The following is a 26,461-nucleotide window of genomic DNA, read 5'->3' as shown; positions in this document are numbered from 1 at the left end:
CTGTGAAGGTCCTCCTCCTCGGCGGCACCGGCGAAGCCCGCCGCCTCGCCGACCTCCTGGTCGCCCAGGGCGACGAGGTCGTGTCGTCCCTCGCCGGCCGTACGACGAACGCTCTGCTGCCGGTCGGTGCTGTTCGTCAGGGAGGCTTTGGGGGAGTCGAGGGCTTGATCGCCTGGCTGCGCGAGGAGCAGGTCGATGTGCTGATCGACGCAACCCACCCGTTTGCGGCAACCATGACCGAGCACGCCGCCGAGGCAGCGCACCAGACGGGCACCCCGTTCCTGGTGCTCCACCGCCCCGGCTGGTCCGACCCGGCCGGCGGCCCCGACCCGGCCGGCGACCCCGACCCGGCCGGCGGCCCCGACCCGGCCGGCGACCCCGGCCCGGCCGGCGACCCCGGCCCGGCTGGCGGCCCCGGCCTGGTGCGCCCTTCCGGCGCGTGGCATTGGGTCGACTCGGCTGCTGAGGCTGCTCAGCTTCTCCCACAAGTCGGAACGCGCGTCTTCCTCACCATCGGCCGACAGGGTCTCTCCGCCTTCTCCCGCACCGGACTGTGGACGCTCGCCCGCTGCGTCGACCCACCCGACGTCCTCCCCGACTGGTGCACCCTCCTGCTCGCCCGCGGCCCGTTCGCGCTGAAGGACGAGCTGAACCTCCTCCGCGAGCACCAGATCGACGTACTTGTCACCAAGGACAGCGGCGGCGACCAGACCTCAGCCAAGCTCACCGCAGCCCAGCAACTCGGCGTGCCGGTGATCGTCATCCGACGCCCGCCGCTGCCGCCCGGCGTACAGGCTGTCGAGTCCGTCGACCAGGTCGTCGAGTGGCTGAAGGGCCGTCGGTAGAATCCGAACCCTTATGGGTATCCAGATCGCACCGAGCATCCTGTCCGCGGACTTCGCCAAGCTGGCCGACGAGGCCGCGGCGGTCTCGAACGCCGACTGGCTGCACGTCGACGTGATGGACAACCACTTCGTCCCGAACCTGACGCTCGGCCTGCCGATCGTCGAGTCCCTGGCGAAGGCGGCGGCGCAGCCGCTCGACTGCCACCTGATGATCGAGGACCCGGACCGCTGGGCGCCCGGGTACGTCGAGGCCGGCGCGAGCAGCGTCACGTTCCACGCCGAGGCCTGCCGCGCCCCCATCCGCACCGCCCGCGAGATCCGCGCCAAGGGCGCCCGCGCGTCGATGGCCCTCAAGCCGGCGACCCCCATCGAGCCGTACGAGGACCTGCTTCCCGAGCTCGACATGATCCTCATCATGACCGTCGAGCCGGGCTTCGGCGGCCAGAAGTTCCTCGACGTCTGCCTCCCCAAGATCCGCCGCACCCGGGCCCTGCTCGACAAGCACGGCCTCGACCTCTGGATCCAGATCGACGGCGGCGTCTCCGCGGAAACCATCGAACGCTGCGCCGAAGCCGGCGCCGACGTCTTCGTCGCCGGCTCCGCCGTCTACAACGCCGACGACCCGAACCAAATGGTCGAAAACCTCCGCACCCTCGCCCAGAACGCGGGCTGATCAGCCTCCCGTGCGCACCCAGCCGGTCTGGTTGTACCAGTGACCACCCTGGCGTAGCTGTGTCACGATCGCTCGCTGCAGCGTAGTCCGCTGCGGGAGTTGGTCCAGGAGGGCACCGGGTACATCGGGGCCGTCGAAGCGGCGGTGGAAGAGATGCTCGATGGGTGCCCAGTCGGCGCTGACGCGGTCCGTGAAAGTCGTGAACCGGCGCTGGAACCTGACGATGTTCGCGGTCGCCGGGAGGTAGTGCGTGAGTTGGGTGTCCATCAGCCAGGAGTGACAGGCGAAGCCGACCACCTGCTCCGGGAACTGGTCGACCAGCTCGAGGGCGCGGGCGAACGAGGCATCGCAGGCTTCGTCGGTCAACGGGTCCTGCCCGCTCGGCACATGCGTGTTCAAAGCGCTTTCACCAGGGCGGAGAAAGTCGCCGTCGCCGGTGTGCCGAGGCTGCCGCTCGAAGGCCAGTCTTCCGAGCCGGAAGCCGGCACCGGTGAACACCAACGGCAGCCCCCAGGTCGCGTCGAGTCCGGGCCGGCCTGTCAGCCGACGCGATATCGCCAGCTCGCCACCGAGCGCGCTGAGTGAGTCCCACGATTCGTCGTCGCTCAGGCCGATGGTCGCGTGGTAGTCCCGGACGTGCGGCACGATCGCCAAGAAGGCCCAGACGAACAGATGGCGTCCAACCGGGCCACTGCTGTCAGGCAGCGGGGACCAGGCCGGATTGCCCGGTCGGCGTTGTCCCATCTGCGTCAGCAACAGCCGGCAAGAGCGATCGAGCACCCACCAGAGCTCGGGATGCACAACCTCGTCAGGCCGCGCTGTCAGCAGCGAGTCGCGATCGACTCGCTCGATCCCCAGTCGCGCGCACAGGCGTTCCGCGGCTTCGTCGGACAACAGTTCGACGACTGGACCGTCGGAGTGAGAGAGCGGCGCCAAACGCTCGACCACCTCGCCGGACAGCCCCAACCGCCGACCGACGTCGCTCGCGGTCAAGTCACGCCAAGTTCTCGGATTGTCACGGTGCATCGTGGGTCTCCCTCGTTCGAGAGCCTGCTGCTCAGGCTCATCTCGACGGGGGGCTCACCCAAGGGTTTCCCTCCAGCAAGCTAGCAGACCGGCCGTGCGCCGACGGCGCGAGATCTGGGGCGCACCGGTTGTGGGGTTGATGGGTGAACGGCGGTGGGTCTGCGAAGATCAGATCCAGGGCGACGGCGAGGAGATTGTGGTGAGTGAGCACAAGCCGGTGGAGAGCTGGCTGACGGATATGGACGGCGTGCTGGTGCACGAGGAGCGGGCGATTCCGGGGGCTTCTGAGTTCATCGGGACGCTGCAGTCCTCTGGGCGGAAGTTCCTGGTGCTGACCAACAACTCGATCTACACCCCGCGGGATCTCCGGGCCCGCCTGCTGGCGGGCGGCATCGACGTACCCGAGCAGGCGATCTGGACGAGTGCGCTCGCGACCGCCCAGTTCCTCGACGACCAGCGGGCCGGCGGTACGGCGTACGTGATCGGCGAGGCCGGGCTCACCACCGCGCTGCACGAGGTCGGGTACGTGCTGACCGACCGCGACCCCGACTACGTCGTCCTGGGGGAGACCCGGACGTACTCGTTCGAGGCGATCACCAAGGCGATCCGCCTGATCGCCGACGGCGCGCGCTTCCTCGCCACCAATCCGGACCCGACCGGCCCGTCCGCGGAGGGGCCGCTGCCCGCGACCGGCTCGGTCGCCGCGTTGATCACCCGCGCGACCGGCGTCGCGCCGTACTTCGTCGGCAAGCCGAATCCGCTGATGATGCGCTCGGCCCTCAACCGCATCGAGGCGCACTCCGAAACGTCGGTCATGATCGGCGACAGAATGGACACGGACATCATCAGCGGTCTCGAGGCCGGCCTGCGCAGCATCCTCGTGCTGACCGGCTCGACCGGCGAGCACGAGGTCGACCGGTTCCCCTACCGTCCGACCCGCATCGTCGAGTCGATCGCCGACGTCGTACCGCTGATCACCGCGCTGGCCTAGCGCACCACGTCGTCCCCCTGATCACCGCGTTGGCGTAGCGCACGCCGTCCGGAAGCCGAAGCCGCTGTCCTTCAGCATCTGCAGGATTCCGGGCAGCGCCGCGATCGTCTGCGCGCGGTCCCCGCCGCCGTCGTGGAACAGGATCACCGACCCGTCGCGGACCTTCGCGGCAACCCGCTGCTCGATCGCCGCCGGCCCTGGACGGGTCCAGTCACGCGAGTCGACGTCCCACAGCACGAGTCGCTTGCCGAGAGCCGCGGCTCTCCGGTCGAGGAGCGCGTTGCGAGTGCCGTACGGCGGTCGCAGGCAGCCCGGTGGCTTGACGCCGTCAGCGCGGATCTGCGCGTCGGTGTCCTTCACCTGCCGCTGGAACGCGCTCCACGACAGCTTGCTCAGGTCGGCGTGCGACCAGGTGTGGTTCTGCACGCTGTGCCCGCGCAGCGCCAGGGTCCGCGTGAGCTCCGGGTGACGTTTCGCCTCGGCGCCGATCACGAAGAACGTCGCCTTGACGCCGTACCGGTCGAGGATGTCGAGGACCTGCGGTGTGTACCGCGGATCAGGCCCGTCGTCGAAGGTGAGTACGACGTACTTCGCCGGAGCGGGAGCCGGAGTCGGAAGCGGTGCAGGCCGCGGCGCGGCCGCCGCCTGCCCCGCCGGCCCGTGGGCCTTGCCGATGGCCGCCGTACCGAGCCCGACGACCAGAGCGGCGACCAGGAGCGCGATCAGTACGGCGGCCGACGGCTTGGCGCGCCCACCTCCGCCGGTAGCCGACCGCTCCGGCGGTACGGACGCGGACAGGGCGGACAGAGCGGCTGACAGTCGGCGGCGATCGGGCAGACGGACCATGTGTCCCCCAGAGCAGTTGGCGGCCTCACTCCGCCCACGATCGGCCTGATCCGCAGAAACGGCGGCCCCCACGCCGCTTCCGCGTCAACTACCCGCATAGCGGACGTTCTCAGAGCACCTGCGACAGGAACTGCCGCAGCCTCGGCGACTCGGCCGCGCTGAACAGCTTCTCCGGTGCCCCGGCCTCGACCACGATCCCGCGATCCATGAACGCGACCTGATCGGCGACCTGCCGCGCGAACCCCATCTCGTGCGTCACCACAACCATCGTCATCCCGGCCCCGGCCAGGTCGGCCATCAACCCGAGCACGCCCTTCACCAACTCCGGGTCGAGCGCCGAGGTCGCCTCGTCGAACAGCATCACCTCGGGCTTCATCGCCAGCGCCCTGGCAATCGCGACCCGTTGCTGCTGGCCACCGGAAAGGTTGCCCGGTCGCGCGGACGCCTTCTCCTTCAGCCCGACGAGCTCCAGCTGGACGAGCGCCGCCTCGGCCGCGCCCTCCTTGGTCAATCCCTTGATCTTGCGCAGCGGGAGCGTGATGTTCTCCAGCACCGTCTTGTGCGGGAACAGGTTGAAGTGCTGGAACACCATCCCGATCCGCCGCCGCAGCTCGTCCGGGTTGCTCTTCAGCACCGACTCGCCACCGAGCTTGATGTCTCCGGCGGCCGGCTCGAGCAGCCGGTTGGTGGCCCGCAGCAACGTCGACTTACCCGATCCCGACGGCCCGATCACGCACGCGGTCGATCCGGCCGGTACGGCGAGGTCGACGCCGCGCAGCACCTTGTTGTTGCCAAAGGCAAGCTCGATTCCGGTCAGCTCCAGGCTGGCGGCGGACTCAACGATGGTCGGCATGGACGAGCTCCTCGACCTCGAGATCGGCGGGACGGCCTTCGCGCAGCCGCTTGTCGAACCAGTTCACCAGGTGCGTGAGCGGCACCGTGATGATCAGGTAGAAGATCCCCGCGAGCAGCAGCGGCGACAGGTTCCCGTTCGTCGCGGCGGCGTCCTGCCCGATCCGGAAGAGCTCCCGCTGGCTGGCGAGCAGCCCGAGGAAGTAGACCAGGCTGGACTCCTTGATCAGCGCGATGAACTGGTTGACCAGCGCCGGCAGCACCCGGCGTACGCCCTGCGGGATGACGACCAGCCGCATCCCGGTGCTGTAGCCGAAGCCGAGCGCACGGGCGGCTTCGAGCTGGCCCTTCTCCACGCTCTGGATGCCGGACCGGAAGATCTCGCCGATGTAGGCGGCGGCGATCAGCGACAGCGCGAGGATGCCGAGCGGGTACGGGTTCGGGCCCCACCAGTGCCGGGTGATCGGGGACAGGCCCTGACCGATCAGCAGGATGGTGAGGATGGCCGGCAGCCCGCGGAAGATGTCGGTGTAGATCTTCGCCGGCCAGCGGAACCACCAGTGCCGCGACAGCGCCATCACCGCCACGACCATGCCGAGCACAGTGCCCAGCACGACCGAGGCGGCGGCGAAGATCAGCGTGTTGACCAGCCCGACCTTGAGCATCTCGGGCAGGACTGCCTTCATCGACTCCCAGTCGAGAAAGGTGTCGTTGAGGGTGGACCAGACGTCCATCAGCCGGCAGCGGGGGTGACGCCGGCCTTCGGAGCGGTGAACTTGACCGAACCGCTACCGGGCTTGAAGGTCTCCGGTACGGCGCGGCCGGGGTAGTACTGCTCGACCAGCTTGGTCCAGGTGCCGTCGGCGATCACCTCGTCGAGCGCCTTGTTGACGGCCTCGCGCAGCTTGTCGTTGCTCTTGGCCACCGCGTACGCCGTGGGCGCCGAGCTGAGCTCCTTGGCGGCCAGGATCACGACGCCGCCGCCCTGCTCCTTGGCCATCTTCTCGCCGATCTCGGCGGGCGAGATCCAGGCGTCCGCCGTACCGGCCTTGAGCTGGCCGACCGCGGCGTTGTAGTTCGGGACCCGGACCGGGTTGAGCTGCTTCTCGCTGGCGTAGTCGTCCTGGACGGTGCCCTGGACGACGACCACGCGCTTGCCGGTGAGCTGGTCGAACTTGGCGATGCCGGAGGTCTTGGTGGTGTTCAGCCCCAGGTAGCCGAAGTCGTAGCCGTTGCTGAACGCAACGGTCTTCTTGCGCGCCTCGGTGATCGTGATGGACGAGCTGCCGAGGTCGAACTGGCCGCCGTTGACCTGCGAGAGCAGGGCGGAGAAGTCGGTACCGACGAACTCGGGCTTGAGGTTCAGCTTCGCCGCGACCGCGGTGATCAGGTCGTTGTCGAAGCCGGTGAACTTGCCGTCCTTGACGTACACGTTCGGCGGCGCGTCGGTGAGCGTGCCGATCCGCAACGTGCCCGGCTGCAGCAGGCCCAGATCGGGGCCCGAGGCATCGGTCTTGTCGTCGCTGCCACAGGCGGCCAGCGCGACGGCCAGGGTGACGGCCGTACCGAGGGCGGCGAAGCGGCGGAAGGCGCTGATGGCGCGCACAGGTGTCTCCTTTGGTGACAAGTGATCTGGAACGGTGGGGATGACCCACCGCACGACGCTAACGCCGCCCGTACGGGCGGCATTCCGTCGTGACACCGGATGAGACGGCTCCGGAATGTCTACTCCGGGCGTGGTATATCAGCCGGAACGACGCTCGAAGTGTGCCACAGCGTCATCGGTCCGTCCCGTACCGTAGACGGTCAGCAGTTCGGCAAGTCGCGGCGACTCGGCGCCGATCAGCTCCGCGGCGCGCTGGATCTCTTCTGCAGAAGCGACATCGCGGAACAGCTCCTGGACCTGGCGGACGAAAGCCCGGTTGGCCGACGGCAGCGCGGCCCACTGGCCGGTGGTGGGTGGTGCCCACTCCGTTGCCCTGGGCGACGCCTTGGTGAACGCGCCGGAGCTGCCGCCGATCTCGAGCAGTGCGATGTCGATCACGTCCCGCGGGTAGTCGGCGGCGCCGTCGCGTCGGGCGAACTCGTCGAGGGCCTGCAGCCGGGAGACGACGTTCGGGTTGCCGATCTTCACCCGCTGGGCGCTCATCAGTTGCGACAGCATCGGCGCGGACAGGCCGATCACGTCGGCGACCCGGGCCTGGGTGAGGCCGAGGGTGCCGGCGACCCGGCGGATCAGGTCGCCCAGCGGTTCGCCGTACAACTCGGTCTGCAGCTGCAGATTCTGCGCCGTGTGATCCATTGGCGTGATGTGCTCCCTGTGTTCGCGCGCGCGTCTTTGCGGCAATCTTCGCAGCTGCGAACCCGAAAATCCACTTCTGAGCCTGAGTTGACATTCGCGATAGCAAACTGCAAAGCTTGCGATAGCGAATCTCACCTGGAGGAACCCGATGTTGCGAACGCGAGCGCTCCGCCGCCCCTCGGCTTTGTTGCTGGTCGGTGCGGTGCTGCTGGCCGGCCACTCGATCAGCACTGCCCAGGCGGCTCCCACCGACGGGGACGGCGGCAAGCTGGTGCTGGTGCTGGACTCGTCCGGCTCGATGAAGGAGCCGGCCGGGGACGGGCAGACCAAGATCGCCGCCGCCCGGACGGCGCTGACCCGCGTGGTCGGCAGGCTGCCCGAGTCCGCGCCGGTCGGTCTGCGGGTGTACGGCGCGACGGTGTTCAAGCGCAGCCAGCCGGGCGCCTGCACGGACACCCAGCTGACCGTGCCGATCGCGACCGGCAACCGCCCGGCCCTGCGGACCGCGATCGCCAAGTACACGCCGTACGGCGAGACCCCGATCGGGTACTCGCTGCAGGAGGCCGCCAAGGATCTCGGGACCGAGGGCAAGCGAACGATCGTCCTGGTCTCCGACGGTGAGGCGACGTGTGCGCCGGAGCCGTGCGCGGTGGCGCGCTCGATCGCGAAGCAGGGCATCGACCTGAAGGTCGACGTGGTCGGTTTCCGGGTCACCGGCAAGGCGCGCAGCGACCTGCAGTGCGTCGCCCGGGAGGGTCGCGGCGACTACTACGACGCCGACTCGACCGAGGACCTCGAGGCCGGGCTCGACCGGCTGTCCACGCGGGCTTTCCGCCCGTTCCGCATCTCCGGTACGCCGGTCCACGGCGCGCCGCAGCAGGAGGGCGCGCCGGTGCTCGCCCCGGGGCTCTTCTCCGACACCTTCGGCGCCGACGCCACCGCGAAGCACTACCTGATCAAGCGGACGATGACCGGCTCGACCCTGCGGGCCGGTGTGAGCTTCCGGCGTCCGGCGGGCGGAAGCCTGGTGATCCAGACGGAGGCCAAGCTCAAGACCATCGACGGCGACGACTGCGGCTGGAGCTACCCGCGGGCCTTCGGGAGCGACCAGGGCTTGGCCACCGGGACGGCGTCCAGTTGGCCGAAGTACAACTTCCAGGCTCCGTGCGCCACCGCCGAACAACTGGTTCTGACGGTCAACCCGGGCAAGGACTTCCGCGAGATCAAGGGCATCCCGTACGAGCTCCGGGTCGACGAGGAGCCGCCGACCGGCTCCACCGCCGGCCTGCCGGCTGCGGCCGATGACCCGACCTGGGTCTCGATGCCCGGCACCACCCCGCGCGAGATCGTCCCCGGTTCGAGCTTCCCCGACGCTCCGCTGCTGGAGCCGGGCAGCTACAAGACCACCCTGATGCCGGGAGAGCTTCAGCTGTACAAGGTCAAGGTCGACTGGGGCCAGCGGCTCCAGGCCCAGGTCACCGTCCCCCAGATGGCCGGCGCCCTGGCCGAGGCAGTCGACGGGATCCGCTACGTCGACACGATGCTGATCTCACCAACCGGTGAGGACGTCTACGCCGTCTTCGCGAAGAACACGCCCGGCGGTTCCGGCAAACGCGGCGTGCTGACCAAGCGCGGGGTCACCCAGGCTGTCACCACCCTGGAGCTCCGCTACCTCAACCGCAACGGTGCCAACAACCAGGACACCGGCACCTCGACGGCCGGCGAGTACTACGTCGCTGTCTCCCTGACCCGCAAGGACAACGACAAATCGTTCGCCGTCCCGATGACGTTGACCGTCGGCACCCCCGGCACAGCCGGCACCGGCAAGCCCGAGTACACGAACGGCGCCACTCCCGTCTCCGGTGACTCGGTCACCCCCAGCGCCACCCCCAGCGAGACCCCGTCCGAGCCATCCGGCGAGAAAACCGAAGCCGGCGGTCCCCTCCCGACCGACACCCCGAAGGACGACGACGGTACGCCGTACGGACTGATCGGTGGGCTCGGCGGCGGCGCCCTGCTGCTCATCCTGCTCGGCGGCTGGGCGGTCCTCCGACTGCGCAAGCCGACCCAGCAGCCGGCTCCCCAGCAGCAGTACCCGGGCCAGCAGTACCCGCCCAACCAATACAACCCCAACCAGCCCCCGCGCTGACCAACCCACACGAGCCTCGGACGGTCCAGACCGTCCGAGGCTCGTGTGGTGTCAGCCGAGTTGGTCGCGGCGGCGGGTGAGGTAGGCGGTTTCGGCGGTGTTGCCGGCCAGGTCGATCGCCTGGTCGTACGCCTCGCGGGATTGCTGGCTGCGGCCTAGGCGGCGGAGCAGGTCGGCGCGGGTGGCGTGGAACGCGTGGTACGTCGCGAGCTGGTCCTCCAGGCGGTCGACGATGCCGAGCGCAACGTCCGGGCCGTCCAGTTCGGCGACTGCGATGGCCCGGTTCATGGCGACGATTGGCGACGGGTCGACGCGGACCAGTTGGTCGTACAGGGCAACGATCTGCGACCAGTCGGTGTCGCGGACGTCGCGCGCCGAGGTGTGGACAGCGTTGATCGCGGCAAGGATCTGGTAGCGACCCGGCGCAACCCCGCTCGCCAGGCGTTCGCGGACCAATTGGTGGCCCTCGGCAATCAATTCGGTGTCCCACGAACCGCGGTCCTGCTCGTCGAGCGTGACCAATTCGCCGTTCACGGAGACTCGCGCCGTACGGCGTGCCTCGGTGAGCAGCATCAACGCGAGCAGCCCCGCGACCTCCCCGTCGTCCGGCATCAGTTGGCGGATCAGTCGCGTGAGCCGGATCGCCTCGGCGGTCAGTTCGTGCCGGACGGGATCGGTGTCCGCGGCGGTCGCGAGGTAGCCCTCGTTGAAGACCAGGAACAGGACCGCAAGAACCCCGGAGACGCGGCCGGGCAGGTCATCGGCGGACGGCACCCGGTACGGGATGCGCGCCGCCTTGATCTTGCCCTTCGCGCGGGTGATCCGCTGCCCGACGGCCGACTCCTGCGCGAAGAACGCGCGCGCGATCTCGGGCACGGTCAGCCCGCCCACCATCCGCAGCGTCAGCGCGATCCGGGCCTCCATCGCGAGCGCCGGGTGACAGCAGGTGAAGATCAACCGCAGCCGCGGGTCGTCGATCACGCCGAGAGGCTCAGGCGGTACGTCGTACGACATCTGAGCCTCCTTCTGTTTGTCGGACCGCTTGTTCTCGCGGCGCAGCCGGTCGATCGCCCTGCGGTTCGCGGTGGTGGTGAGCCAGGCGCCCGGGTTCGGCGGTACGCCGTCGGCCGGCCACTTCTCGACGGCGATCGCGAACGCCTCGGCGGCCGCCTCCTCGGCGATGTCGAGATCGCCGAAACGTCTGGTCAGTGCGGCGACGACCCGGGCCCACTCCTCGTGGTGAGCCAGGGTGATCGCGGCGGAAACGTCACTCACAGGAACGGGCGCACCTCGACTCTCCGGTTGCACGCCCGCGACCCCGCGGCCGCGAGCTCGAGCGCGACGTCGAGATCGGGCGCTTCCAGCACCCAGAACCCGGCGAGGTACTCCTTCGACTCCACGAACGGCCCGTCGGTGAACACCGCCGCGCCCTCCCGGTTGTCGATCACCGTCGCCGAGCTCGGCGCCGCGAGCCCGCCCGCGAACACCCAGTTCCCGCCCGCCTGGATCCGCTCGTTGAACCCGTCGATCGCCGCCATCTCGTCGTCCGTGGCCGAGCCGGTCCTCTCGTCGATCACCGAAACCAGGTACTGCATCGCGATCCTCCTACCGTCCGGCCACCCCTCGCGGGCACCCGCTCACCCCTCCAACGAACCCCGCCGCCCCGATCCGACAGCTCCCGACAACTTTCTCGCACGCCGAACAGGGCGAACACCGCGTGGTCGGCGACGTCCGTCGTCCCGGAGCTGGAGCTCGAGGGCGACGAGGCGACCGGTGTGTTCCCGACGCTATCCCGACCGATGTCCATCCCCGCCGATTCAACGCCGTACGGGAACTGTCAGCGGAGGAGGAGCCAGGTGGCTGCGGCGGCGAGGGCCAGGGCGCCGAGGAAGCTGGCGGCGGCCAGCCAGGTGAGCAGTCTCCGGCCGGAGGAGGGGGCAGTTGGTTGGAGCGGGGTGCTGGAGTTCGCGCCGGCGGGGAGTGAGTGGACGCGGTTGGCCGGGGTGTGGGCGGAGCTGGGGGCGGGCTGGTGGGGATGGCCGGGGCCGGGGCCGGGGCCGGGGCTTGGCTGGTGGAGGCTGCTGGCTGGGGTGGCCTGCTGGGGTGGGGTGGAGGTGCTTGGCGGGCTCGTCCGAGCGGGGGCGCCTGCGGTGGGGTGGGATGTCGGGCGCGGGTGTGGGGACGGCTGAGGGCTTGGGGATGTGTCGGCAGGCGTTAGGCGGGTGGGGGCTGCGGATGGGTCGGCAGGTGTCGGGCGGGAGGGGGCTGCGGATGGGGCGGCAGGTGTTGGGCGGGTGGGGGCGGTGGGTTGAGCTGGGGACTGCGGGGGAGTGATGGGGGCGCTGGCGGGTGCAGGCGAGCTTGACGCCGTACGGCGAGGAGCGGGTGGGCCGGTGGGGGTCCACGGGGTGGGGAGAGGCGGGAGCTGGTTGAAGACCTCGGGTGGGTCTGGCTGGGTGGTCCAGGGGGTGGTGTTGGGGAGTGGGAGAGCGCCGGACGCGGCTAGGAGGCGGGCGGCTTCGGGGGCTGTGGCGGGGCGGGTGGCTGGGTCTTCGGAGGTCAGGTGGTGGATCAGCTCGGCCAAAGGGCCGTCGGGGGGAGTGATGGGGGTGCTGGGGGTGGGGCGGTTGCCGGTGAGGAGTTCGGTGGCGACCGCGCCGACGGTGTAGAGGTCCTGGCGGGGGTCGGGGTCCGCACCGAGGAGCTGCTCGGGTGGGAAGTAGCCGGGCGTGCCGAGGATGGTGCTGTGGCGGGTCATCCGGGGTTCGTCGACGAGGCCGGCGATGCCGAAGTCGGAGATGCGCAGGTGGGGGAGCGCCGTACCGGTCGCCTCCAGGAGGAGGTTCGCGGGCTTGAGGTCGCGGTGGACCACTCCGGCGGCGTGGATCGCGGACAGGCCGTGGAGGATCTGGTCCAGGAGGACAGCGACGTACGCCGTGGGGAGCGGACCGTGGTCGCCCAGGAGCGTGGCGACCGATCCGCCGCGGACCAGGTCCATGGCGAACACCACCTTGTCGTCCTCCGCGGCCCACCCGTGCGGCGCGACGACGTGCTGGTGCTGGATGCGCAGCGACTGCTCACGGACGAACCGCAGCAGCATGCCGGCGTCGTGCTGACCGAGCACCTTGGCGGCGACGTACGTCCGCTTGCGCAGGTCCCACGCACGCCAGACCGAGCCCATGCCGCCGGTGCCGATCAGATCGATCAGCTGGTACCGCCCCGCCAACGCCTCCACCGGGCAGAAACTACCCGGCCGGGCGTCCACCTACCTAGTGGGGAGCTCGGGCGCCGGAGCCGCGGTGTCCGCGGGCATCGTGCCGCTGAGGTGGAGGGTGCGCGCGGGCCAGTGGGTTCGGAGGTGACGGTCGTGGGTGGCGATGGCGACGGTGCGGAGGGTGGTGGTGAGGGCCTGCTCGAGTTCGTCGGTGAGGGTGGGGGAGAGGTGGTTGGTGGGTTCGTCGAGCAGGAGGAGGTCGGGCGGGTTGGCGATGACGAGGGCCAGGGCGAGGCGGCGGCGTTGGCCTACGGAGAGGGTGCCGACGGGCTGGTCGAGCTGGTACGGCGGGAGCAGGCCGAGGGAGCTGAGCGGGACCTGCTCGGCGCGCTGGTTGCCTAGGGCAAGGGAGTAGGCCTCGCGGGCGGTGCGGGTGGGGTCGGGCCAGGTCGTGTCCTGGGTGAGGAGGGCGACGGTGAGGTCGGGGTGGCGGTGGAGGGTGCCGTGGAAGGGGAGGTCGCCGGCTAGGACGGACAGGAGGGTGGACTTGCCGGCGCCGTTGGGGCCGGTGATCAGGAGGTGGTCGCCCGGCTGGAGGTCAAGGTGGTCGAGCTGCAGGCGGTGGGGGACGCGGAGGTTGCGGAGGGAGAGGAGCGGCTTGAGCTCGGCGGCCGCCAGGGGGAGAGGCGCAGGCGCGGGAGCCGGAGCGGAAACGGGCGCGGGAGCGCGCGAGGGCGAGGCATCCAGGGGGTCCGAGCGGAAGCGAAGCGGCTCGGGTGGGGCCGGGATCTGGGTGCGGGTGAGCGTGGCGAGTTGGCGGGTAAAGGCGCGCGTGCGGCGGGCGATCTGGTTCTGGACTCGGCCGGTGGTGTGGCCCTGGCCCATCTTCTCGTTGTCGCGGGGGAGGCGGCCGGGGGCGACCCGGTGGGCGGTGACCGCGGCGGCCTCGCGGAGGGCGACGAGTTCGGCCTGCTCTTCGGCGTACTGGCGACGCCAGCGGTCGAGGGTCGCGCGGCGTGCGGACCGGTACGCCGTGTAGTTGCCGCCGTACCGGGTCGGGCCGTCGAGCGCGGGGTCGAGGTCGATCAGGTCGGTGCAGACGGCGTCGAGCAGGGCTCGGTCGTGGGTGGCGATCAGGACGACGCCGGGGAGCGTCTGGAGTTGCTTCTCCAGGAAGGCGATCGCGGTGTCGTCGAGGTGGTTGGTCGGTTCGTCGAGGAGCAGGGCGGTGGGGCGGCGGATGAGGAGGGCGGCCAGCGCCAGGCGGGCGCGTTGACCGCCGGAGAGCGACGTGAGGGGGCGGGAGCGGGGGAGCTCGGCCAGGCCGAGGCCGGTGAGAACGAGCTCGGCGCGGCGGTCGGCGTCCCAGGCGTCGTGGTCCTCGGCGTACGCCAGTTGGTCGGCGTACGCCGACAAAAGCTCGGGCTGATCGCCGAGGGCATCGGCTAGGCGGGTGAGTTCAAGAAGGGCGGAGTGGGCGTCCTGGAGGGCTTCGTCGAGTACGTCGGTGAGCGTGGCGGTGGGGTCGAAGGGGAGTTCCTGGGGGAGGTAGCCGAGATCGAGTGGGCGGGTGACGTGACCGCGGTCGGGTTCGTCGGCGCCGGCGAGGATGCGGAGCAGGGTGGACTTGCCGGCGCCGTTCTCGCCGATCAGTCCGATGCGCTGGCCGGGGGAGGCGGTGAGGGAGACACCGTCGAGCACGCGGCGGGAGCCGAGCACCCGGACGATGCCGTCGGCAACAAGAGCGGAAATGGGCATGGAGCAACCACCTGAGAAGAAAGAGAGAAAGTTCAGTTGGCTGCGGACTCGAGCAACTTGCCCTCGGTCAGCGTCAGCCAGCGGGTGATACCGAGTTCGGACAGGAAGCGCTCGTCGTGGCTGACGACGACGAACGCACCCTGGTACGCCGTCAGGGCCGACTCCAGCTGCTCGACGCTGACGAGGTCGAGGTTGTTGGTGGGTTCGTCCAGCAGCAACAGCTGCGGCGCCGGCTCGGCGTACAGGACGCAGGCGAGGGTGGCGCGGAGGCGTTCGCCGCCGGACAGGACGCCGGCGGGCAGGTGGATGCGCTGGCCGCGGAACAGGAAGCGGGCCAGGAGGTTCATCCGCTGGGCCTCGGGCATGGTCGGCGCGAAGTGGGACAGGTTCTCGAACACCGTGCGGTCGAGGTCCAGGAGATCCAGGCGCTGGGAGAGGTAGGCGATCCGGCCGTCGGCACGTCTCACCTCTCCGCCGGTCAGTGACCCCTGGATCCACCGGAGCAGCGTCGACTTGCCGGTCCCGTTCGGAGCCGACAACGCGATCCGTTCCGGCCCGCGGATGTTCAGCGAAGCACCCTCACCGGCGAACAGTTCGCGCACGTGAAGCCCGCTGCCTTCGAACACCGTCCGACCGGCCGGAACCGCCGTCCCCGGAAGCTCCAGCGCCAGCCGCGGCTCGTCGCGTCGCGCCCGCCCGGCCTCGTCCAGCTTCGCCTTCGCGTCGCTCAACCGATTTGCGTGGGTCTGGTTGGCCTTCGCCGCGGAGACCTCGGCCGAGCGCTTCATGTTGCCGGCGTTGATCCGCGCCAGCCCGGCGTCCTTCAACCCCTTCTGGGCAGTGCTCGCGCGCCGCTGCGCCCGCTCACGCGCCTGCTGCATCTCGCGCTTCTCGCGCTTGAGGTCCTGCTCGGCCGAGCGGATGTTCTTCTCCGCGACCTCCTGCTCGGCCGCGACAGCCTCCTCGTACGCCGTGAAGTTGCCGCCGTACGACCGGACCTCGCCGCGCTCCAGTTCCGCGATCCGATCCATCCGATCCAGCAACGCGCGGTCGTGACTGACGAGCAGCAGACAGCCGTTCCAGTTCTCCAGTACGGCGTACAGGTTGCGCCGGGCGTCGAGATCCAGGTTGTTGGTCGGCTCGTCGAGCAGCAGTACGTCGGGCTGCTTCAGCAGTTGCGCGGCCAGGCCGAGCGAGATCACCTGGCCACCGGAGAACGTGTTCAGTCGGCGACCGAGGTCAGCGTCGAGACCGAGCCGTTCGAGCTGTGCGCGGGTGCGCTCCTCGATGTCCCAGTCGTTGCCGACGGCATTGAAATGGCGCTCGTCGACGTCGCCGGACTCGATCGCGTTCAGCGCGTCGATGACCGGCTTGACCCCGAGCACCTCGGCCACGGTCAGGTCGCCGACCAGCGGCAGCGACTGGGGGAGATAGCCGAGAACGCCGTCGACGGACACGCTGCCGGCGGTCGGCGAAAGCTCTCCGGCGATCAGTTTGAGCAGCGTCGACTTGCCGGCGCCGTTGGGCGCGACCAGGCCGGTGCGCCCGGGACCGACGGCGAAGGACAGGTCGGTGAAGACGGGGGTGTCGTCAGGCCAGGCGAACGACAGGGAGGAACAGACGATGAACGCATCGGACATGCGGAAAACCTCGCGAGATGAGTGAGTACGCCGCCACGGAGGGCGGAGGTGGTCAGGAAACGCCGATCAGGCCACGGCATCGGCGCTCAGCGCCGGCTCGATGGCCTGTCACCTCGGGACTCACCCCGAGATGTCGTCGTCAACTCCCGTACTCACCTCCACACCATAACAAAAAGTAAAACTTGCAAGGAGTGATTGTGGGTTTGTTCAACAATGCATACGATCACATCGCCCGAAAGACTCAGCAGAAGCGGAGGCAGTGCGGTGCTGGTCCTGATCGGAGTCCTGCTGGTAGTGGTGGGGTTCGCCCTACGCCTGAACCCCTTGGTCGTGGTCACGGTGGCCGGAATCGCCACCGGGCTGCTCGGCGGCCTGAGTCCCGGAAAGATCCTGAACGAGTTCGGCAACGGCTTCGCCGGGAGCCGCTCGGTGACGCTGTTCATCGTGGTGCTGCCGGTGATCGGCCTGGTCGAGCGGTTCGGGCTGCAAGAGCAGTCCCGGCGGCTGATCGGGAAGCTCACCTTCCTGACCACCGGGCGCCTGCTGGCGTCGTACCAGGTGATCCGGCAGGTGACGGCCGCGGTCGGGTTGATGTCGATCGGCGGGCACGCGCAGACCGTCCGGCCGCTGATCTACCCGATGGCCGAGGGTGCGGCCGAGCGCCGGTACGGGCGGAAGCTGCCCGAGGCGGTGCAGGAGCGGATCAAGGGCCACTCGGCCGGCGTGGACAACGTCGGCGTGTTCTTCGGTGAGGACGTCTTCATCGCGGTCGGTTCGATCCTGCTGATCACCGGCTTCGTCGACTCGACGTACGGGCTGAAGCTGGACGCGCTGCACGTCGCGCTGTGGGCGATCCCGACCGCGGTCTGCGCGCTGCTGATCCACGGCGCCCGAATGCTCTACTTCGACCGCCAGCTCGACCGCCTGATGGCGGTCGACGGGCCGCCGCCTGCCGTGAAGAAGTCGGCGCCGAAGCAGAAGGAGGCCGACCGGTGATCAAGGTCGAGTGGTTCTACTGGCTGTGCGGTCTGCTCTTCCTCTTCGGAGCGGTCCTGACCCTGCGCGACCGGAGCAACAGCAAGCGGTACGGAAGTGCCGCCTTCTGGGGTCTGCTCGGCGCGTCCTTCGGTTACAGCACCTTCGTGGTGAACAAGTCCGCCCCGGCGTGGGTGCTCGGACTGGTCGTGATCGCGATGACCGTCCTGGTCGGCACCGGGCAGCTCGGGCGCGGCACTGAGGTGTCGACGAGCCTCGCCGAGAAGGCGGCCGCCGCCCAGCGGTTCGGCAACAAGCTGTTCGTGCCGCCGCTGGTGATCCCGCTCGGCGCGCTGATCTTCGCGGTCGGGCTGGCCAAGATCAAGGCCGGCGACCAGCCGCTGCTGGAGAAGGGTTCCGAGACGCTGATCGGTCTGGGCGTCTCCGCGGTCGCGGCGGCGATCGTCGGCGTGATCATGCTGCGTCCGCCGTCGGTCCTGACTCCGCTCAAGGAGGGGCACCGGCTGCTCGAGGTGATCGGCTGGGCGGCCGTCCTGCCGCAGATGCTCGCCACGCTCGGTCGGCTGTTCACCGATGCCGGCGTCGGTACGGCGGTCGGCAAGGTCACCACGCACGTGCTGCCGGAGGGATCGCTGTTCGGCTCGGTCGTCGTGTACTGCCTGGGGATGGCGCTGTTCACCGTGATCATGGGCAACGCGTTCGCGGCGTTCCCGATCATGACCGCCGCGATCGGGTACCCGGTGCTGGTGCAGACCTTCGACGGCAACCCGGCGACGGTCTTCGCGATCGGCATGCTGGCCGGCTTCTGCGGCACGCTGACCACGCCGATGGCCGCGAACTTCAACCTGGTCCCGGCCGCGCTGCTCGACATGAAGAGCCGGTACGGGCCGATCAAGGCGCAGCTGCCGACCGCGATCCCGCTGCTCGTCTGCAACGTCTTCCTGATGTACTTCCTCGCCTTCGGAGTCCTGTGATGAGCCAGCGGTACGTCGAGATCGCGCTGCAGAATCTCAAGACCGAGTCGCCGCACCAGCTCGACCACGTCGCGCGCGACGCCAGGGCCTACAGCGTCAAGGAGCTGCACCCTGCGTTCCACACGTCGTACGACTGGCACTCCTGCGTGCACATGCACTGGCTGCTGGTCCGGTTGTTGCCCGAGGCCACTGATCCCGAGCCCATCCGCAAGGCGCTCGACCAGAACTTGACCGCCGACGCACTGGCCGCCGAGGCGGCGTACCTGCGGAGCTCGCCGTCGTTCGAGCGCCCGTACGGCTGGGCCTGGGGTCTGGTGCTGGCCGCGGCCGTCGGCGCGAGTCCCGACGGGGCCAGCTGGTCCAAGGCGATGACCCCGTTCGTCGACGCGATCGTCGACCTCAGCGTCGAGTGGCTGGAGGGAGCGGCCCGCCCGGTCCGCTCGGGCGTCCACTCGAACTCGGCGTTCGCGATGGCTCTTCTGTACGACGCCGCCGAGGCTCTCGGCCAGGACAAGCTCGTCCAAGCCGTCCAGGACAAGGCGCGCACCTGGTTCGCCGAGGATCGCGACTGCCCGCTGCAGTGGGAGCCGAGCGGCGAGGACTTCCTGTCGCCGGGACTGTCGGAAGCCGACCTGATGCGCCGGATCCTGACCGAGGACGACTTCGCCGAGTGGTTGCCCGCCTTCCTGCCTGATCTGACTGCTCTGCAACCGGTCGCCGTCCGCTACCCGATCGACGGTCGCCAAGGGCATCTACAAGGGCTCAACCTCACCCGCGCCTGGCAGTTGGCCGCTCTGACCGACGACGAACGACAGGTGACGGCCCACCTCGACGCCGCCCTCCCCAGCGTCACCAGCGGCGACTTCAACCACGACCACTGGCTCGCCACCTTCGCCTACCTCGCCCAGGGCGGTGCGCTGATCAGTCCGTCCAGGTGACGGAAGCAACAAGTCGGTGCTTCCGGACCGGCGTACACTTCAAGTACGAGTGAAACCACTCGCGTGCTCCGGGGTCGGTGTAATTCCGAGCCGGCGGTTACAGTCCGCGACCCGGTCGACGAAGGTGTCGGCCGGTTGACCTGGTGGAATTCCAGGACCGACGGTGAAAGTCCGGATGGGAGGCGCACGCGATCGGTGTGCGCTCCGACGTGCGGAACCGCGTGGCCGCAGTAGGTAGCGCGACACACCCTCCGGACGGCGGTTCGCGTGCCGGTTGTCATGGCCCCGGTGGTGCGTCCGTGACAACGAGGGACCGTCTGTGAACCACGCTTCACCGATCGACGTCGCCTGGATGCGGCGTGCGATCGAGCTGGCCGGCCGCGGGATCGGCAGCACGCACCCCAACCCGGTCGTCGGCTGTGTGATCACCGGCCGCGACGGGCATCCCGTTGGCGAGGGGTATCACGAGCAGGCCGGCGGACCGCACGCCGAGGTGAACGCGCTGCGGATGGCCGGGCCGCGGGCTCGCGGCGGTACGGCGTACGTGACGCTGGAGCCCTGCAACCACACCGGCCGGACCGGGCCGTGCGCCGACGCGCTGATCGAGGCCGGCATCAGCCGCGTCGTGTACGCCGTACCCGACCCGAACGCGCAGGCCGCCGGCGGCGGCGAGACGCTGCGCACCAAGGACATCCAGGTCGAGCAGGGCGTACTGCGGGCCGAGGCCGAAGAGGTCAACTACGTCTGGCTGCACAGCGTGCGGACCGGCCGTCCGTTCGTGACTTGGAAGTTCGCCACCACCCTGGACGGCCGCAGCGCCGCGCCCGACCGGACCAGCAAGTGGATCACCGGTGAGGCCGCCCGCGCCGACGTCCACCGCAAGCGCGCCGAGTGCGACGCGATCGCCGTCGGCACCCAGACGGTGCTGGACGACGACCCCGAGCTGACCGTGCGCGACGAGAACGACCGCCCGATCGGCCGCCAGCCGCTGCGGGTCGTGGTCGGCGACCGGGAGATCCCGGAGACCGCGCGGGTCCGCAACGACCGCGCCGCGACGTTGCTGCTGCCGACCCACGACCCCGCCGAGGTGCTCCGGCAGCTCGACGACCACCAGATCCGCCACCTGTGGCTCGAGGGCGGGCCGACGCTGGCCGCGGCCTTCCTGCGCGCCGGACTGGTCGACCAGATCGTCGCGTACGTCGCTCCGGCGCTGCTCGGCTCGGGCTTCTCCGCCGTCGGCGACCTGGGTGCGGAATCTATCGACCACCTGCGGCGCTTCACCCTTGCGGACGTCACTCGCCTCGGCGACGACGTCCGGCTCACCCTGACTCCCCTGGGAGGGAAGTAGATGTTCACCGGAATCGTCGAAGAGCTGGGTACCGTCGAGTCGCTCGACCTGCTGGAGGGCGACGCGGCCCGGCTCACCATCCGTGGCCCGAAGGTGACCGAGGACGCCGGGCACGGCGACTCGATCTCGGTCAACGGCTGCTGCCTGACCGTCGTCGAGACCGGTGAGGGTACCTTCACCGCCGACGTGATGCGCGAGACGCTCCGCCGGACCAGCCTGGGCGGCGTCGAGAAGGGCTCGATCGTCAACCTGGAGCGGGCCGTCACCGCGCACGCCCGGCTGGGCGGCCACATCGTCCAGGGCCACGTCGACGGCGTCGGCACGATCGCGAGCCGCGAGCCGGCCGAGCACTGGGAGGTCGTCCGCGTGGCGGCCGGGCCGGAGATCCTCAAGTACGTCGCGGAGAAGGGCTCGATCGCCGTCGACGGCGTCTCGCTGACCGTCACCGACGTCGACGACGCGACCTCCACCTTCGGGATCAGCCTGATCCCGACCACCCTCGAGCTCACCGTGCTCGGGCGCAACACGATCGGCGACACCGTCAACCTCGAGGTCGACGTGATCGCGAAGTACGTGGAGCGGTTGCTGACCGCCCCGAAGAGTGTTGTCGGAGGCAACGAATGATCGACTGGCTGCTGCACGAGCAGGTCACCATCGCCGGTTCGCCGGTGCTCGTGCGTGAGATCGTCGGCAACGTGTTCGGCCTGGCCAGCGCCCTGTTCGGGATGCGCCGGCTGGTGTCGGCGTGGCCGATCGGCATCGTCGGGAACGTGCTGCTGTTCACGGTCTTCGTCGGCGGGCTGTTCGACACCCCGCAGGACAAGGACCTCTGGGGCCAGGCCGGCCGCCAGGTCTTCTTCGCGCTCGTCAGCCTGTACGGGTGGTACCGCTGGTACCAGACCCGCCACGGCGGCGCCGCGACCGGAGTCCAGCCGCGCTGGGCCACGGCCCGGCAGCGTCTGGAGATGCTCGGCGCGGGCGTCGTGCTCTACGCGATCGGTTACTTCGTACTTCGGGAGCTCGGTTCCTGGGGTCCGCAGTGGGATGCGTGGATCCTGACCGGGTCGATCCTGGCGACGTACGGGATGGCGCGCGGGTTCGTCGAGTTCTGGCTGGTCTGGATCGCGGTGGACGTCGTCGGCGTCCCGCTGCTGGTGCAGGCCAAGTTCTACCCGTCGGCGGCGATGTACGTCGTCTACGGACTGTTCTGCGTGCTCGGGTTCGCGGCGTGGTGGCGGATCAACCAGCGGGAGACCGTAGCGGTCACCCCCGATCCAGTGGTGGTGGGTTAGACGATGGGCGAGGTGCTGAAGCTCGACACGATCGAGCACGCGATCGACGAGATCCGCGCCGGCCGCGCGGTGATCGTGGTCGACGACGAGGACCGCGAGAACGAGGGCGACCTGATCTTCGCCGCGTCCAAGGCGACGCCGGAGCTGCTCGCGTTCCTGATCCGGTACAGCTCGGGTGTCGTGTGCGTGCCGATGGAGGGCGCCGAGCTGGACCGGCTCGGCATCCCGCTGATGACCCCGCACAACCGGGAGAAGCTGCGCACGGCGTACACGGTGTCGGTCGATGCCCGCGACAACATCGCGACCGGCATCTCGGCGGCCGACCGGGCCAAGACGATTCGCGTGCTGGCCGACTCGGCCTCGGAGCCGTTCGACCTGGTGCAGCCGGGGCACGTGTTCCCGCTGCGGGCGCGCGACGGCGGCGTACTGGTGCGCCCGGGGCACACCGAGGCGTCGATCGACCTGGCCCGGCTGGCCGGGCTGCGGCCGTCCGCGGTGATCTCCGAGCTGGTGAACGACGACGGGTCGATGAAGCGCGGCGCTGAGCTGCGTTCGTTCGCTGACGAGCACGGCCTGGTGCTGGTCTCGATCGCGGACCTGATCGCGTACCGGCGTCGTACCGAGAGCCAGATCGAGCGGGTCGCGACCACCACGTTGCCCACCCGGTACGGCGACTTCATTGCGCACGGCTACCGGAACACCGTCGACGGGTCGGAGCAGCTGGCGCTGGTCCGCGGCGAGATCGGGGACGGGCCGACGCTGGTCCGGCTGCACTCGGAGTGCCTGACCGGCGACGTGTTCGGCTCGCTGCGCTGCGACTGCGGTCCGCAGCTGGACGAGGCGATGCGGCAGGTCGCGGCCGAGGGCGGCGTCGTCGTGTACCTGCGCGGCCACGAGGGCCGGGGGATCGGGCTGCTGCACAAGCTGCAGGCGTACGAGCTGCAGGACGCGGGCCGGGACACCGTCGACGCGAACCTGGATCTCGGGCTGCCCGCGGATGCTCGCGACTACGGCACCGGCGCGCAGATCCTCGCCGATCTGGGCGTCACGTCGGCGACGATGCTGACGAACAACCCGGACAAGCTGACCGGCGTCCAGGGCTACGGGATCGACGTGGTCGAGCGCCGCGGGATCTCGATCGACCCGACCGAGCACAACCTGCGCTACCTGCGCACCAAGCGCGACCGGATGGGCCACCACCTGCCCACCGGCACGGACGAAAAGGGAGTTCAGTAGATGTCGGGAAGTGGAGCACCCACGATCGAGACACCGCGGGTGGAGGGCGCCCGGGTCGCGGTCGTCGCCGCGCAGTGGCACCCGAAGGTGACCGACGCGCTGGTCGCCGGCGCCGTGCGGGCGCTGGACGAGTCGGGCGTCACCGACTACTCGATCATCCGCGTGCCGGGCTCGTTCGAGCTGCCGGTCACGGCGCTGCACGCGGCGAAGGCTGGGTACGACGCGGTGGTGGCGCTGGGTGTCGTCATCCGCGGTGACACGCCGCACTTCGAGTACGTCTGCCAGGCCGCGACGAACGGGCTGATGGAGGTCGGCATGAGCACCGGGGTGCCGGTGGGGTTCGGGCTGCTGACGTGCGACAACGATCCTCAGGCGCTGGATCGCGCGGGGCTGCCGGACTCGCGGGAGGACAAGGGCTACGAGTCCACACAGGCGGCGCTGGTGACCTTGGCCGCGATCAAGAGCCTCTGAGCCTGGCACCTTTCAAGTACCAACCACCAGCTCAGCACCTTTCAAGTGCCGACCACCGATCGAGGGCTGGTACTTGAAAGGTGCAGGTCCTGGAGCAGCGGCAGCATCTTTCAAGTGCCGACCGCCGGTCGGGGGCTGGTACTTGGAAGGTGTTGCTGGGTCGTCTTTCAGGCTTTGGCGCCGAGCAGGGCTGCTGTGTGCGCCCAGAGGTGGTCGAGCTGGCCCGGATCGTTCCGGAGCTTGGCGAACAGGACCGAACCTTCGAGCTGCGCGACCAGCGAGCGAGCCGCCTCGCGAGCGTCTGGTACGTCGGCCGCGCCGTCGCGCTGCGCCTGGTCGACGACCTCGGCGACCATCGTGATCTGCTCGTCGAAGATCTCCTGCAGACGATGCTGGATCTCGTCGTCGCGCGCGCTCAGCTCCAGCGCCAGGTTGCCGAACAGGCAGCCCGTCACCGCGCCGGTGTCCTTCTGCGCCTTGCGCTGGACCTCGGTCGTCGCGTCGTACAGGTCTCGCAGTCGGTCCAGCGGTGCCTTGTCGCTGCCCAGCAGCGCCGCCCACTGGGCGCGCTGCTCGACCCAGTGCTCCTCGATGACCGCCTCGGCGAGCGCCTGCTTGGAGTCGAAGAAGTAGTAGAAGCTGCCCTTCGGTACGCCGGCCACGGTGCAGATCTCCGCAACGCCCAGCGCCGAGTACCCGCGCTGGGCGAGGAGCTCCCGGCCTGCCTTCAGGATCTTCGGTCGTGCGTCGCTGTTCCGTCCCATGTTGAAAAGTATACGACCGGTCGTCTAGTCTGTGAAAGTAGTAGACCGTTCGTCTAGTAAATCCAGAACTGGAGAAGAACCATGAGCACACCGTCCAAGGTCGCGATCGTCACCGGAGCGTCGCAGGGCATCGGGGCCGGCCTGGTCGCCGCCTACCGCGCCGCCGGCTACGGCGTCGTCGCGACCTCGCGATCGATCACCGACTCGGGCGACGCGGACGTCGTCGCCGTACCGGGTGACATCGCCGACCCGGCGACCGCCGCGCGGGTGGTCGAGGTCGCGCTGGAGCGGTTCGGCCGGATCGACACGCTGATCAACAACGCCGGCGTCTTCGTCGCCAAGCCGTTCACCGAGTACACCGTCGAGGACTTCGAGCTGCTGAGCGCGACCAACCTGGCCGGGTTCTTCCACCTGACCCAGCGCGCGGCCGCCGTCATGCTCGAGGCCGGGGCCGGGCACATCGCGACCATCACGACCTCGCTGGTCGAGCAGCCCGACGAGGCGGTCCCGTCCGGCCTCGCGTCGCTGACCAAGGGCGGCCTGCAGGCCGCGACCAAGTCGCTCGCGATCGAATTCGCGGCGCGCGGCGTCCGGGTGAACGCGGTGGCACCGGGCTACATCAAGACGGCGATCCACCCGGAGAACACGCACTCCACGCTGGCCGGCATGCACCCGATGGACCGGATGGGCGAGGTCAGCGACATCGTCTCGGCCGTCATGTACCTCGAAGGTGCCGAGTTCATCACCGGTGAGGTCCTGCACGCCGACGGCGGCATGACCGTCGGCCGGACCGCGGCGTAGAGGGGGTTGAGAAGATGCCTGTTGTCACGATCGACGTGACCCGTGAGGGACACACGCCGGGCACTGACTCGGTGACTGCTGAGGAGAAGGCCGCGCTGATCAAGGGTGTGAGCGAGGTGCTGCGGGACGTGCTGGACAAGCCGTTCGAGTCGACGTTCGTGATCATCAACGAGGTCGACACGGCCAACTGGGGTTGGGGTGGTCTGCCCGCGCTGGAGTTCCGGGCGCAGCGGGCTGCCGAGCAGAAGTAGTAGCTGGTACGCCGAGGGCGCCGTCCGATCCGGGTGGCGCCCTCGCGGCTGGTGCGGAGTGGAGGAGGATTCGGGCATGACTGGTTCGTGGACTGCGTCGGAGTCGCCGGTGATCGGGGCGCCGATGGCTGGTGGGGCTACCAAGCCGGCGCTGGTTGCGGCGGTGACTTCGGCGGGTGGGTTCGGGTTTCTTGCCGGCGGTTACAAGACGCCGGATGCACTGGGTGCGGAGATGTCCGAGCTGACGGTGCCGTTCGGGGTGAACCTGTTCGTGCCGGGGCCGTCGACGGTGACCGAGGCGGAGTTTCGGCGGTACGCCGAGGAGCTGGCTGCGGAGGGTACGCCGTACGGGCTCGATCTGGCGGCGGCGCCGATGGTGGTGGATGACGATCACTGGCAGGGGAAGCTCGATCTGCTGCTGGAGCGGCCGGTGCCGTTCGTGAGCTTCACCTTTGGACTGCCGGGCGCTGAGGTGGTGAGCGCGTTGGCCGGTGTCGGGACGCAGGTGCTGGCGACGGTGACGACTCTCGGGGAAGCGCGCGTGGCGGTTGAGCTCGGCGTGCACGGGCTGATCGCTCAGGGGACGGAAGCCGGCGGGCACAGCGGGACGCACACGCCGGAGCAACCTGGCGTTGTGTCGTTGCGCGAGCTGGTCCAGCAAGTGGTTGCGGAGACCTCGTTGCCGGTGATTGCTGCGGGGGGAGTAAGTGAGGCCTCGCAGGTGCGGGAGCTGCTGGGTCTCGGAGCTTCGGCGGTGGCGGTCGGGACAGTGCTACTGCGGACCGACGAGAGCGGGGCGAGCGCCGTACACAAGGAAGCCCTTGCCAACGCCGGGCCGGATCAGACCGTCATCACGCGGGCGTTCACCGGGCGTCCGGCCCGTGGACTGCGGAACGGTTTCATCGAGCGCCACGAGGCCAGTGCGCCGATCGGGTATCCCGCGATTCATCATCTGACCCGGCCGTTGCGCGCGGTCGCGGCCGCTGCTGGCCAGCCGGATCAGGTTCACCTGTGGGCGGGGACCGCGTACGGCCAGGCGCGGACCGGGCCTGCTGCCGACGTCATCACCGCACTCGCTGCGGAACTCTAGGAGA

At 69.6% G+C, this 26,461-nt stretch carries 27 protein-coding genes and 1 riboswitch; of the genes, 15 read left to right on the top strand and 12 right to left on the bottom strand.

Annotated features, from left to right (window positions below; genetic code table 11):
* Positions 1 to 2 precede the first annotated feature (2 nt).
* Positions 3 to 845 carry a precorrin-6A/cobalt-precorrin-6A reductase gene (locus ACYVIO_RS37820; RefSeq protein WP_460655805.1) on the top strand — a complete coding sequence of 281 codons (843 nt, stop codon included), beginning with the start codon at positions 3 to 5 and terminating at the stop codon, positions 843 to 845.
* Between the two features lie 13 nt (positions 846 to 858).
* Positions 859 to 1,518, top strand: coding sequence for a ribulose-phosphate 3-epimerase (gene rpe, locus ACYVIO_RS37815; RefSeq protein WP_460655804.1), 660 nt, complete (start codon positions 859 to 861; stop codon positions 1,516 to 1,518).
* Here rpe and ACYVIO_RS37810 read toward each other — a convergent pair whose 3' ends face one another.
* On the bottom strand, positions 1,519 to 2,511 hold the full coding sequence (locus ACYVIO_RS37810; protein WP_460655803.1) for an acyltransferase domain-containing protein: 993 nt from the start codon (positions 2,509 to 2,511) through the stop codon (positions 1,519 to 1,521). It lies immediately after the preceding gene.
* Positions 2,512 to 2,782: 271 nt separating this feature from the next.
* Between ACYVIO_RS37810 and ACYVIO_RS37805 the strand changes: the two genes are divergently transcribed.
* Complete coding sequence (locus tag ACYVIO_RS37805) at positions 2,783 to 3,535, top strand: HAD-IIA family hydrolase (protein ID WP_460655839.1); 753 nt, start codon at positions 2,783 to 2,785, stop codon at positions 3,533 to 3,535.
* A gap of 21 nt (positions 3,536 to 3,556) precedes the next feature.
* Here ACYVIO_RS37805 and ACYVIO_RS37800 read toward each other — a convergent pair whose 3' ends face one another.
* From ACYVIO_RS37800 to ACYVIO_RS37780, 5 genes are all read right to left on the bottom strand, one after another.
* A complete protein-coding gene (locus ACYVIO_RS37800; RefSeq protein WP_460655802.1) occupies positions 3,557 to 4,381 on the bottom strand; it encodes a polysaccharide deacetylase family protein in 825 nt (274 codons plus the stop codon).
* A gap of 109 nt (positions 4,382 to 4,490) precedes the next feature.
* Complete coding sequence (locus ACYVIO_RS37795) at positions 4,491 to 5,234, bottom strand: amino acid ABC transporter ATP-binding protein (RefSeq protein WP_460655801.1); 744 nt, start codon at positions 5,232 to 5,234, stop codon at positions 4,491 to 4,493.
* Positions 5,218 to 5,967: an amino acid ABC transporter permease gene (locus ACYVIO_RS37790; RefSeq protein WP_460655800.1), complete on the bottom strand. Its 750-nt coding sequence runs from the start codon at positions 5,965 to 5,967 to the stop codon at positions 5,218 to 5,220. The genes ACYVIO_RS37795 and ACYVIO_RS37790 overlap by 17 nt, the downstream gene beginning before the upstream one ends.
* A complete protein-coding gene (locus ACYVIO_RS37785) occupies positions 5,967 to 6,839 on the bottom strand; it encodes an ABC transporter substrate-binding protein (protein ID WP_460655799.1) in 873 nt (290 codons plus the stop codon). Before ACYVIO_RS37785 ends, ACYVIO_RS37790 begins: the two co-directional genes overlap by 1 nt.
* Positions 6,840 to 6,977: 138 nt before the next feature.
* Positions 6,978 to 7,535 carry a helix-turn-helix domain-containing protein gene (locus ACYVIO_RS37780; protein WP_460655798.1) on the bottom strand — a complete coding sequence of 186 codons (558 nt, stop codon included), beginning with the start codon at positions 7,533 to 7,535 and terminating at the stop codon, positions 6,978 to 6,980.
* 148 nt (positions 7,536 to 7,683) lie between these two features.
* Between ACYVIO_RS37780 and ACYVIO_RS37775 the strand changes: the two genes are divergently transcribed.
* Complete coding sequence (locus tag ACYVIO_RS37775) at positions 7,684 to 9,684, top strand: vWA domain-containing protein (protein ID WP_460655797.1); 2,001 nt, start codon at positions 7,684 to 7,686, stop codon at positions 9,682 to 9,684.
* Between the two features lie 51 nt (positions 9,685 to 9,735).
* On the opposite strand, the gene ACYVIO_RS37770 is transcribed toward ACYVIO_RS37775, so the two are convergent.
* From ACYVIO_RS37770 to ACYVIO_RS37750, 5 genes are all read right to left on the bottom strand, one after another.
* Complete coding sequence (locus ACYVIO_RS37770) at positions 9,736 to 10,959, bottom strand: RNA polymerase sigma factor (protein WP_460655796.1); 1,224 nt, start codon at positions 10,957 to 10,959, stop codon at positions 9,736 to 9,738.
* The gene (locus ACYVIO_RS37765; RefSeq protein WP_460655795.1) at positions 10,956 to 11,279 is read right to left on the bottom strand and encodes a YciI family protein; all 324 of its coding nucleotides are present in this window, start codon (positions 11,277 to 11,279) and stop codon (positions 10,956 to 10,958) included. The genes ACYVIO_RS37770 and ACYVIO_RS37765 overlap by 4 nt, the downstream gene beginning before the upstream one ends.
* Positions 11,280 to 11,521: 242 nt before the next feature.
* Positions 11,522 to 12,919 (bottom strand): serine/threonine-protein kinase, encoded by a 1,398-nt coding sequence (locus tag ACYVIO_RS37760; protein ID WP_460655794.1) that lies wholly within the window; start codon positions 12,917 to 12,919, stop codon positions 11,522 to 11,524.
* 30 nt (positions 12,920 to 12,949) lie between these two features.
* Positions 12,950 to 14,656, bottom strand: coding sequence for an ABC-F family ATP-binding cassette domain-containing protein (locus ACYVIO_RS37755; RefSeq protein WP_460655793.1), 1,707 nt, complete (start codon positions 14,654 to 14,656; stop codon positions 12,950 to 12,952).
* 32 nt (positions 14,657 to 14,688) lie between these two features.
* Positions 14,689 to 16,296, bottom strand: coding sequence for an ABC-F family ATP-binding cassette domain-containing protein (locus ACYVIO_RS37750; RefSeq protein ID WP_460655792.1), 1,608 nt, complete (start codon positions 16,294 to 16,296; stop codon positions 14,689 to 14,691).
* 264 nt (positions 16,297 to 16,560) lie between these two features.
* Between ACYVIO_RS37750 and ACYVIO_RS37745 the strand changes: the two genes are divergently transcribed.
* From ACYVIO_RS37745 to ribH, 8 genes are all read left to right on the top strand, one after another.
* Positions 16,561 to 17,292 carry a DUF969 domain-containing protein gene (locus ACYVIO_RS37745; RefSeq protein WP_460655791.1) on the top strand — a complete coding sequence of 244 codons (732 nt, stop codon included), beginning with the start codon at positions 16,561 to 16,563 and terminating at the stop codon, positions 17,290 to 17,292.
* Positions 17,289 to 18,266: a DUF979 domain-containing protein gene (locus tag ACYVIO_RS37740; RefSeq protein WP_460655790.1), complete on the top strand. Its 978-nt coding sequence runs from the start codon at positions 17,289 to 17,291 to the stop codon at positions 18,264 to 18,266. The genes ACYVIO_RS37745 and ACYVIO_RS37740 overlap by 4 nt, the downstream gene beginning before the upstream one ends.
* Complete coding sequence (locus ACYVIO_RS37735; protein WP_460655789.1) at positions 18,266 to 19,204, top strand: DUF2891 family protein; 939 nt, start codon at positions 18,266 to 18,268, stop codon at positions 19,202 to 19,204. Before ACYVIO_RS37740 ends, ACYVIO_RS37735 begins: the two co-directional genes overlap by 1 nt.
* A gap of 60 nt (positions 19,205 to 19,264) precedes the next feature.
* Positions 19,265 to 19,395, top strand: a riboswitch (FMN riboswitch).
* Positions 19,396 to 19,523: 128 nt separating this feature from the next.
* Positions 19,524 to 20,552 (top strand): bifunctional diaminohydroxyphosphoribosylaminopyrimidine deaminase/5-amino-6-(5-phosphoribosylamino)uracil reductase RibD, encoded by a 1,029-nt coding sequence (gene ribD, locus ACYVIO_RS37730; protein WP_460655788.1) that lies wholly within the window; start codon positions 19,524 to 19,526, stop codon positions 20,550 to 20,552.
* Complete coding sequence (locus ACYVIO_RS37725; RefSeq protein WP_460655787.1) at positions 20,553 to 21,176, top strand: riboflavin synthase; 624 nt, start codon at positions 20,553 to 20,555, stop codon at positions 21,174 to 21,176.
* The gene (gene pnuC, locus ACYVIO_RS37720) at positions 21,173 to 21,844 is read left to right on the top strand and encodes a nicotinamide riboside transporter PnuC (RefSeq protein ID WP_460655786.1); all 672 of its coding nucleotides are present in this window, start codon (positions 21,173 to 21,175) and stop codon (positions 21,842 to 21,844) included. Before ACYVIO_RS37725 ends, pnuC begins: the two co-directional genes overlap by 4 nt.
* A 3-nt stretch (positions 21,845 to 21,847) precedes the next feature.
* Positions 21,848 to 23,080 (top strand): bifunctional 3,4-dihydroxy-2-butanone-4-phosphate synthase/GTP cyclohydrolase II, encoded by a 1,233-nt coding sequence (locus ACYVIO_RS37715; RefSeq protein ID WP_460655785.1) that lies wholly within the window; start codon positions 21,848 to 21,850, stop codon positions 23,078 to 23,080.
* Complete coding sequence (gene ribH, locus ACYVIO_RS37710) at positions 23,081 to 23,551, top strand: 6,7-dimethyl-8-ribityllumazine synthase (RefSeq protein WP_460655784.1); 471 nt, start codon at positions 23,081 to 23,083, stop codon at positions 23,549 to 23,551.
* A 167-nt stretch (positions 23,552 to 23,718) separates the two neighbouring features.
* On the opposite strand, the gene ACYVIO_RS37705 is transcribed toward ribH, so the two are convergent.
* Complete coding sequence (locus ACYVIO_RS37705) at positions 23,719 to 24,315, bottom strand: TetR/AcrR family transcriptional regulator (RefSeq protein WP_460655783.1); 597 nt, start codon at positions 24,313 to 24,315, stop codon at positions 23,719 to 23,721.
* A gap of 81 nt (positions 24,316 to 24,396) precedes the next feature.
* On the opposite strand from ACYVIO_RS37705, the gene ACYVIO_RS37700 reads away from it, so the two are divergent.
* The 3 genes from ACYVIO_RS37700 to ACYVIO_RS37690 all read left to right on the top strand — a co-directional run bounded on the left by ACYVIO_RS37700 (position 24,397) and on the right by ACYVIO_RS37690 (position 26,457).
* A complete protein-coding gene (locus tag ACYVIO_RS37700) occupies positions 24,397 to 25,116 on the top strand; it encodes an SDR family NAD(P)-dependent oxidoreductase (RefSeq protein ID WP_460655782.1) in 720 nt (239 codons plus the stop codon).
* Between the two features lie 14 nt (positions 25,117 to 25,130).
* Positions 25,131 to 25,367, top strand: coding sequence for a tautomerase family protein (locus ACYVIO_RS37695; protein WP_460655781.1), 237 nt, complete (start codon positions 25,131 to 25,133; stop codon positions 25,365 to 25,367).
* A gap of 76 nt (positions 25,368 to 25,443) precedes the next feature.
* Positions 25,444 to 26,457: an NAD(P)H-dependent flavin oxidoreductase gene (locus ACYVIO_RS37690; protein WP_460655780.1), complete on the top strand. Its 1,014-nt coding sequence runs from the start codon at positions 25,444 to 25,446 to the stop codon at positions 26,455 to 26,457.
* The last annotated feature ends 4 nt before the right edge of the window (positions 26,458 to 26,461 follow it).

The organism is Kribbella endophytica (assembly GCF_054781295.1).
The sequence above is the reverse complement of the archived record's forward strand: the minus strand, read 5'-3'. Positions and strand labels throughout refer to the sequence as shown.